The sequence below is a fragment of the Mycobacterium ostraviense genome (assembly GCF_002705925.1).
Classification (GTDB): Bacteria; Actinomycetota; Actinomycetes; order Mycobacteriales; family Mycobacteriaceae; genus Mycobacterium; species Mycobacterium ostraviense.
In genome coordinates this window covers 405,032-412,160 of the sequence record NZ_NKRE01000001.1, presented here as the reverse complement: position 1 = coordinate 412,160, position 7,129 = coordinate 405,032, and the positions used below count along the sequence as shown (strand labels likewise).

5 protein-coding genes and 2 pseudogenes are annotated in these 7,129 nt (G+C 67.4%); 3 read left to right on the top strand and 4 right to left on the bottom strand.

What is annotated here, in order from left to right; translation table 11 throughout:
* Window positions 1-191: 191 nt before the first annotated feature.
* Window positions 192-1,311 (top strand): annotated as a pseudogene (locus CDN38_RS01675) (sensor histidine kinase); the annotation flags it as partial.
* Between the two features lie 109 nt (window positions 1,312-1,420).
* Here the strand turns inward: CDN38_RS01675 and arsB are convergent.
* From arsB to CDN38_RS01655, 3 genes and pseudogenes are all read right to left on the bottom strand, one after another.
* Window positions 1,421-2,913, bottom strand: a pseudogene (arsB, locus tag CDN38_RS01665) (ACR3 family arsenite efflux transporter).
* Complete coding sequence (locus tag CDN38_RS01660; protein WP_075509727.1) at window positions 2,910-3,299, bottom strand: ArsR/SmtB family transcription factor; 390 nt, start codon at window positions 3,297-3,299, stop codon at window positions 2,910-2,912. The pseudogene arsB and the gene CDN38_RS01660 overlap by 4 nt, the downstream one beginning before the upstream one ends.
* A 51-nt stretch (window positions 3,300-3,350) precedes the next feature.
* Window positions 3,351-3,800 carry an ArsI/CadI family heavy metal resistance metalloenzyme gene (locus CDN38_RS01655; protein ID WP_075509726.1) on the bottom strand — a complete coding sequence of 150 codons (450 nt, stop codon included), beginning with the start codon at window positions 3,798-3,800 and terminating at the stop codon, window positions 3,351-3,353.
* 100 nt (window positions 3,801-3,900) lie between these two features.
* On the opposite strand from CDN38_RS01655, the gene CDN38_RS01650 reads away from it, so the two are divergent.
* Window positions 3,901-4,260: an Rv2640c family ArsR-like transcriptional regulator gene (locus CDN38_RS01650; protein WP_075509725.1), complete on the top strand. Its 360-nt coding sequence runs from the start codon at window positions 3,901-3,903 to the stop codon at window positions 4,258-4,260.
* A 44-nt stretch (window positions 4,261-4,304) separates the two neighbouring features.
* On the opposite strand, the gene CDN38_RS01645 is transcribed toward CDN38_RS01650, so the two are convergent.
* A complete protein-coding gene (locus CDN38_RS01645) occupies window positions 4,305-5,072 on the bottom strand; it encodes a TVP38/TMEM64 family protein (protein WP_075509737.1) in 768 nt (255 codons plus the stop codon).
* Between the two features lie 191 nt (window positions 5,073-5,263).
* Between CDN38_RS01645 and mutA the strand changes: the two genes are divergently transcribed.
* Window positions 5,264-7,129 carry a methylmalonyl-CoA mutase small subunit gene (gene mutA / locus CDN38_RS01640; RefSeq protein WP_075509724.1) on the top strand — a complete coding sequence of 622 codons (1,866 nt, stop codon included), beginning with the start codon at window positions 5,264-5,266 and terminating at the stop codon, window positions 7,127-7,129.

The following is a 7,129-nucleotide window of genomic DNA, read 5'->3' as shown; positions in this document are numbered from 1 at the left end:
TCCGCCTGCTTCGGCGTCAAACCCAAACTCACCCAACCATTCTCACCGATCACGCCCGACTATCGGGTCAACGCCACGCGAAAAACACCACCCTCCTAGACTCGGTTCATCCTGACGAACTCCCCCCTCTGTGAGGCCGCCGGAATGACCTTGACCGCTGTTGAAGCGTGCACCTCCGAGGTTTCTTTCGACCGCCGCCTCCCGGCCCCCCGCCGCCTCACCCGATAGGGCCGCCGCCCGGCCTGCCACCCGAAACCACCGCAACGGCGGTGGTGCACCCGCTGCCGGACGGTTCCCGGCTGATCCTGGTTGCCGACACCACGCAGACCACCCAGGTGACCCGCCAGCTGCGTCAGCTGATGATCGCTGCCGGTCTGGGAACCCTGGCGGTGGCGGCGCTGCTGCTGGTCGCGGTCAGTAGGACGGCGCTGCGGCCCTTGGACCGGATCGCTGCGCTCGCGCAGGACATCACCACCGGCGACCGCGGCCGTCGGCTGCGCCCGGATCGCACCGATACCGAATTAGGCAGGGCCGCAAGCGCTTTCGATGGGATGCTGGACGCGTTGGAAGCTTCTGAGCTGCGGGCGCGGCAAGCCGCGGAATCGGCGCAGCGAGCCGAGAGCGCGACCCGGCAATTCCTCGTCGATGCCGCTCATGAGCTGCGCACCCCGATCGCCGGGATCCAGGCCGCCGCTGAACAGCTGGCCACCAGCGCCAGCCGGCACGAGGCCGACGCCGTGGCGCGCGGTCAGTACCGCCGCGCCAGCCTGTTGTTGTCGGATGCCCGCCGGGCCGGTCGGCTGGTCGCCGACATGCTGGATCTGAGCCGGATCGACGCCGGGCTATCGCTGGATGTGCACGACACCGACCTGGGTGCCATTGTCGACGCCGAAGTGCACCGGGCCGCCATGCTGGCGCCGAACCTCACCATCGACCGGACGGGGCTCAGCTCGCTGACCATCGCGACGGACCCGACGCGGGTGGCGCAGATGCTGTCCAACCTGCTTGACAATGCCCGCAGGTATACCCCGGCAGGCGGGTCCATCACCGGTCGAGCTGAGCGCCGGCGGCGGGGTGGCAGAGGTCACCGTTACCGACACCGGCCCGGGCATCCCCGACGACGAGCGCTACCGCATCTTCGAGCGCCTGGTGCGCCTGGACGCTGGACGCGCCCGAGACCACGGTGGCGCCGGGTTGGGCCTGCCGATCGCGCGGGCGCTGGCTCGGGCACACGGCGGGGACCTGGTGTGCCTGCCCCATGATGGCGGCGCGCAATTCCGGCTCACGTTGCCTGCGGTCGCCGGTCGTTAGACGCGCGGGGGACGTCGGCCGGCGATCATCAGGGCGGCGATTTGGTTCGGTACTGAGGACCATGCCGGCGTCAGCGTGAAACCGATTGGCACACAAGCGTTCTCGCTCATTACCCAGTAGTGGGTGCCGGCAGTAGTTCGGCGATCAGTGCACGAACGTGTGCGGTGATGTCGTCGCGGATCGCCCGCACGACGTCAAGGGGCTGGTCGGCGGGGTCGTCGAGTTTCCAGTCGCGGTAGGACACCCCGGGAAAGTACGGACACGCGTCGCCGCAGCCCATGGTGATCACCACATCGCTGGTCTGCACGGCCTGAGGGGTGAGTGCCTTCGGGGTCGCCGAGGTGAGGTCGATGCCCAGTTCGGCCATCGCGGCCACTGCGACCGGGTTGATCCGGTCAGTGGGTTCGGTTCCGGCCGAACGGACTTCGATGCGGCCCTCGGACAGCTGGGTCAACAGAGCGGCGGCCATCTGGGAGCGGCCGGCGTTGTGCACGCAGACGAACAACACGCTAGGCGTATCGGTCATGAGCGCAGGCTTTCCACCGGATGGGTCGGGGTCGGCGGTGACGGGAAGAGCCGCGGCCGCAGCGCCAAAGAGACGTAAACCAGGGCGACCAGCACGGGCACTTCGATCAGCGGTCCGACCACTCCGGCCAGCGCCTCACCGGACGAGGCGCCGAAGGTGGCGATCGCCACCGCGATGGCGAGTTCAAAGTTGTTGCCGGCGGCGGTAAATGCCTGCGTGGTGGTGCGGGCATAGCCCAGCCGCAACGCTAGTCCCAGCGCGTAGCCCCCGGCCCACATGACGGCGAAGTAGGCCAGCAGGGGTACCGCGATACGGGCGACGTCCCATGGCCGGGAGGCGATTTGATCACCTTGCAGGGCAAAGAGAATCACGATGGTGAATAGCAGTCCGTACAGAGCCCAGGGCCCGAGTCGGGGCAGCAGCCGGCTCTCATACCACTGCCGGCCCTTGACGCGTTCTCCGAGCCGACGGGTCAGGTATCCGGCGGCCAGGGGGATACCCAGGAAGATGAGCACGGATTTGGCGATTTGCCACGCCGAGACATCGATGCCGGTTTGCGGCAGGCCGAGCCAGCCGGGCAACACCGAAAGGTAGAACCAGCCCAGCACGGCGAACATGACGACCTGGAACATCGAGTTCAGCGCGACCAGGACGGCGGCCGCTTCGCGGTCACCGCAGGCCAGGTCGTTCCAAACGATGACCATGGCGATACAGCGGGCCAGCCCGACGATGATCAACCCGGTCCGGTAGTGCGGCAGGTCCGGCAGCAGCAGCCAGGCCAGGGCGAACATGACCGCAGGGCCGACCACCCAGTTCAGCAGCAATGAACCGACCAACAGGCGGCGGTCGGCGGTAACGGTATCGAGCCGGTCGTAGCGGACCTTGGCCAGCACCGGATACATCATGATCAGCAGCCCGGCCGCGATGGGCAGCGAAATCCCATCGACCTGCACGGTGCTGAGCAGCCCGCCCAGGCCCGGGATCAGGCGGCCCAGTGCCAGCCCGGCGGCCATCGCCACCCCGATCCACACCGGCAGGAATCGATCCAGCGTCGAAAGCCGGGCCGGATCGGTCATCGGGCTGCCGCCGCTGCGGTCGCGGGGACACCGGCCAGCAGCTCCGAAAGTTCGGCGAGCACCTCGGGCACCACGGCGTAGTAGACCCAGGTGCCGCGGCGTTGCGAGGTCAACAGCCCGGCTTCGCGCAGCACCTTGAGGTGATGAGAGATGGTCGGTTGACCAACCCCGAGCGCGTCAAGGCCGTCGGCGATGTCGCACACGCAGGCCTGCCCGCCGGCGTGGCTGGCCACCGCCGAGAGCAGGCGCAGCCGTACCGGATCGGACAGGGCCTTGAACCGGGCCGCCATTACCGCTGCCGCCGGGGCGCTCAGCGGTTCGGTCACCAATGGGCTGACCTCACAACACGGATCGCCAACGCCAGTCGGCTCAGTCTGCTTCGACATACTTCGATATTGACAGTTATCGAATCAAGGCGCAACCCAGCAGTCGGGGAGTCAGCAGCACGACGTCGCCGCGGCCTCGGTGCCGCAGCACGCAGCGTCCTCGTCGCCGGGGCGAGCCGGGCTGGCGCCGAAGGTTTCGGAATCGGCCAGCACGGTGTAGACCTCCCAGCGTTCCCCACCGGGGCCGGTGACCCAGACCTTGTCCTGGGTGGCAAAGCAACAGGTGGTTCCGAGCTCCTCCTCGGTGAACATGCCGGCCTCGGTCAACCGGGCGATTTCGGCATGCACCGAGGCGCTGGAGTCGACCTCCACGCCGAGATGGTTCAGGCTGCCACCGGAGCCGGGGTTTTCCAGTAGCACCAGTTTCAGCGGCGGATCGGCGATCGCGAAGTTGGCGTAACCCGGCTTGACTTTCGCCGGTTGCGCGCCAAATAGCTTGGAGTAGAACGTAATCGCGCTCTGCAGGTCATCGACGTTGAGAGCCAGTTGGACACGGGACATCGGAAACAACCTCCAATTGGTTAGACATATATCGAACTAATGCCGATGCCCATAATGCCACCTTTTTGATATATGTCAATAAATCTGGCATGGTGGGATCATGCCTAAAGCGTTGCCCGTGATCGATATCTCCCAACCGGTGTGCTGCGCTCCCGTGGCCGCGGGGCCGATGAGCGACGACGACGCCCTCGAGGTGGCACTGCGGCTTAAGGCCTTGGCCGATCCGGCCCGGGTCAAGATCATGTCGTATCTGTTGAGCTCCAGCGCGGGGGAGCAGACCAGCGGCGAGTTGGCCGCGGCCCTAAGCCTGTCGGACGGCACGGTGAGCCATCACCTGGCCCAGTTGCGCAATGCGGGCCTGGTCATCTCCGACCGTCGCGGCATGTACGTCTTTCACCGCGCCCACCCGCATGGCCTGCAGGCACTGTGCACCGTTCTGGACCCGCGCTGCTGTAGCTGAACCTGGTTACAGCGCGATCGGAACGCTCTGATGCAGTCGCCGGTTCAGCGGGTGACGGCCGGCTCGCGTATGGGCTCGTCGTCGTAGCGGGGTACGCTGCGGCGGTGCTGGCGCCGATAGTGGCGTACCTCGAAGATCAGTCCGGTCATGCCCAGCGCCGCCGTGCACACCGACACCAGGACCAGCAGCGGGTTGCCGTAGCCGGCGAGCGCATTGCCCAAAATCACCACCGCGGCGGTGCCGGGGAGTAGACCGGCCAGCGTGGACAGCGCGTACGGCGCCACCCGCACGGCCGATGCGCCGGCGCCGTAGTTCAGCGCCGCGAACGGTACCGCCGGGATCAACCGCAACGACAATATCGCCAGCCAGCCCCGCTCCCGCAGCCGCGCGTCAAGCCGGCCGACCGCCCGGTGGCGCACCAGCCGGTTGAGCCGCCATCCGGCCGCGCGCACCAGCAGCATCGAGATGACCGCGCTGGCTGTGCTGGCGGTGATCGCGATCAATATGCCCCACACCGGCCCGAATAACAGGCCGGCGGCCACGGTGAATGCGGTGCGCGGGAATGGCGGCACCGTGACGACGATGTGCACGAGTAGAAACGCCAGCGGGAACCACGGGCCTACCGATGTTGCCCAGTCCCGCATCTGCACCGCTGTGGGCAGCGGCACCAGTAGCGCCACCGCGACCAATGCTGTGATTCCCACCACGGTGCCCACCGTCCGCGGTAGCGACAGCTGGCGTGCAGCCGCACCGAGCGCGATAGCGATACCGCGCACCGTATCGGTGGTTTTGCACATGGCGGGAGCCGTCACGCTGTCCAAGCGTACGGGGTGAACATGAATATCTCGTTTCCCCTGGCTGGCGTTTCTTGTCACGCTCCGGCCTCGGTCGCCATACCTCGTCACCGATGCGGCGGCCGCAATCAATTAGCCTTATTAGTTAGTGGCGGTCCTGAAGCAACCAGAAACAAAGTTGTCAGTTGCTGCATAAATAGGAGCAGTCGGTGTCCATTGATGTACCCGGGCTCGCCGGCCTAGAACAGGTTCGCGAGCGTTGGCGCACTGCGGTCGCCGGTGTGCTGTCCAAGACCGCTCGCCGTGACCCGGCAGAACTAGGGGACCACCCCGAGCAGTTGCTGGACACCCCGACCTATGACGGGTTCGCGATCCGGGCTCTCTATACCGCGTTCGACGAGCTGCCGGAGCCCTCCCTGCCCGGCCGATGGCCTTATGTGCGCGGCGGTGACGCGCTGCGAGACGTCAATTCGGGCTGGAAGGTCGCCGAGGCGTTTCCCGAAGCGCACGCCCCAGAGGCCGAAGACGCCAACGCGGCGGTGCTGGCCGCGCTCGGCGAGGGGGTGAGCGCGCTGCTGATCAGGGTGGGCAAACCCGGCGTGGAACCCGCCCGGCTCGGCGCGCTGCTTGCCGGTGTGTACCTGAACCTGGCACCGGTCATCCTTGATGCTGGCGCCGACTACCCGGCAGCCTGCGATGCCATGCTCGCGCTGGTGGCCAAACTCGACCCCGACCAGCACGCCACAGTGTCGATCGATCTGGGCGGCGATCCCCTGACAGCCTCGTTCAGTGACCGTCCCGCCCCGAGCGCCGAGGACGTCATCGCAGTCGCCACGCGGGTCGCGGGCGATCGGGGGCTGCGCGCCATCACCGTCGACGGACCGGCCTTTCACAACGTGGGCGCCACCGCGGCCTGGGAACTCGCCGGCACCATCGCCGCGGGGGTGGCCTATCTGCGGCTGCTCACCGAATCCGGGATTCCGGTCGGCGAGGCATTGCGGCAGATCAGCCTGCGGCTGGCCGCCGCCGACGACCAGTTCATGACGCTGGCCAAAATGCGGGCCGCCCGCCAGTTGTGGGCCCGCGTCGCCGAAGTCGCCGGGGACCCGGACGGCGGCGCGGTCAGGGTGCACGCGGAGACGTCGCTGCCGATGATGACCCAGCGCGACCCGTGGGTGAACATGCTGCGTTGCACCCTGGCAGCCTTCGGCGCGGGTGTCGGCGGCGCCGACACGGTGCTGGTGCATCCGTTCGATGTGGCGATTCCCGGCGGCTTTCCCGGCACCCCGAACAGCTTCGCGCGCCGCATCGCCCGCAATACTCAGCTGTTGCTGCTGGAGGAATCACACGTGGGCCGGGTGCTGGATCCGGCCGGCGGGTCGTGGTTCGTCGAGGACCTCACCGAACAACTGGCCCAGCAGGCTTGGCGGCATTTCCAGTCCATCGAGGCGCACGGCGGTTTCGTCGCCGCCCATGACTACCTTGCCGGCCAGATCGCCGCGCTTGCCGCCCGCCGCACCGACGACATTGCACATCGCCGCCTCGCGATCACCGGCGTCAACGAATTTGCGAATCTCGAGGAACCCCTGCTGCCACAAGGTGATTCGCTGGGCTACGGCGGAAGCCTGGTGCGCTATGCCGCCGGGTTCGAAGCATTGCGTGATCGCTCGGATATCTTCCTGGCCCGCACCGGGTCACGACCGCGAGCGCTGTTGCTGCCGTTGGGTCCACTGGCCGAGCACAACATCCGGACGACGTTCGCGGCGAACCTGTTGGCCTCCGGTGGCATCGAGGCGCTCAACCCCGGAGCAGTCGACGCGGCCGGTGTGGCGAAGGTTGTGGCGGAGTCGGGGTCACCGACAGTCGCGGTGATCTGCGGTACCGACAACCGCTACCGGGACGAGGCCGCCGACGTGACACGGGCCGCGAGGGACGCCGGCATAGAGCGCGTCTACCTGGCCGGCCCCGAGACGGCTCTGGGAGACTCGGCGGCCCATCGGCCCGATGAGTTCCTGACCGCGAAAATCAATGCGCTGGAAGCTTTGTCGAATCTGCTCACTCGGTTGGGAGCGTAG

Excerpts from the sequence above, each read along its gene's own strand:
- CDN38_RS01660 (WP_075509727.1), bottom strand. The coding sequence starts at position 3,299 with ATGTCGAAGCAGACTGAGCCGACTGGCGTTGGCGATCCGTGTTGTGAG.
- CDN38_RS01655 (WP_075509726.1), bottom strand. The coding sequence starts at position 3,800 with ATGTCCCGTGTCCAACTGGCTCTCAACGTCGATGACCTGCAGAGCGCG.
- CDN38_RS01650 (WP_075509725.1), top strand. The coding sequence starts at position 3,901 with ATGCCTAAAGCGTTGCCCGTGATCGATATCTCCCAACCGGTGTGCTGC.